Consider the following 506-nt stretch of genomic DNA (forward strand, 5'->3'; position numbering starts at 1 on the left):
CGACGAACCGCTGCGCCAGGGCACGCGGGTGGAACTCTGGCACCCGATCGGCCACGAGCCCGCCGAGATCGTGGCCTGGCGCGACTGGCTGGAGCGGCACGGCATCACCCAGCCGTTCAAACAGGCCCACCGCGAGGTGTACCTGCTCACCGACGCCGAGCGCACGACCCGCACCTACTCCAACCGCTTCGCGGCCCATGTCCTGCGCCAGCACCAGTTCCACTCCCTGGCCGCGCTCCGCGGCTGGCGCAACAAGCTCCGCCTGTGCGTCGACGACTCGGCCACTCCCGCCACCCGCGAGCTGCCCCAGTGGGGCCTGCGCGCCGAGTACTGGATCGAGGGCGACGGCGAGGAGTACGGCGTCGACACCACCGACTCCGGCATCTATCTGCGCCTGCGCACCGACCAGGTCCGTTTCTACCCGATCGACGCTCCGGAGAACTCGGCCCACTGCACCGGCGGCGCGTACACCATGTGGCTCGCCCCCGGCCAGGACCCCGTCGCCC

General features: G+C 71.5%; 1 protein-coding gene. It reads left to right on the plus strand.

Annotated features, from left to right (window positions below):
- A partial coding sequence (locus tag CCL05_RS27535) for a DUF4132 domain-containing protein (protein WP_143589954.1) occupies positions 1 to 506 on the plus strand: 506 nt, incomplete at both ends.

The sequence above is a fragment of the Streptomyces africanus genome (genome assembly GCF_002150735.1).
Classification (GTDB): domain Bacteria; phylum Actinomycetota; class Actinomycetes; order Streptomycetales; family Streptomycetaceae; genus Streptomyces; species Streptomyces africanus.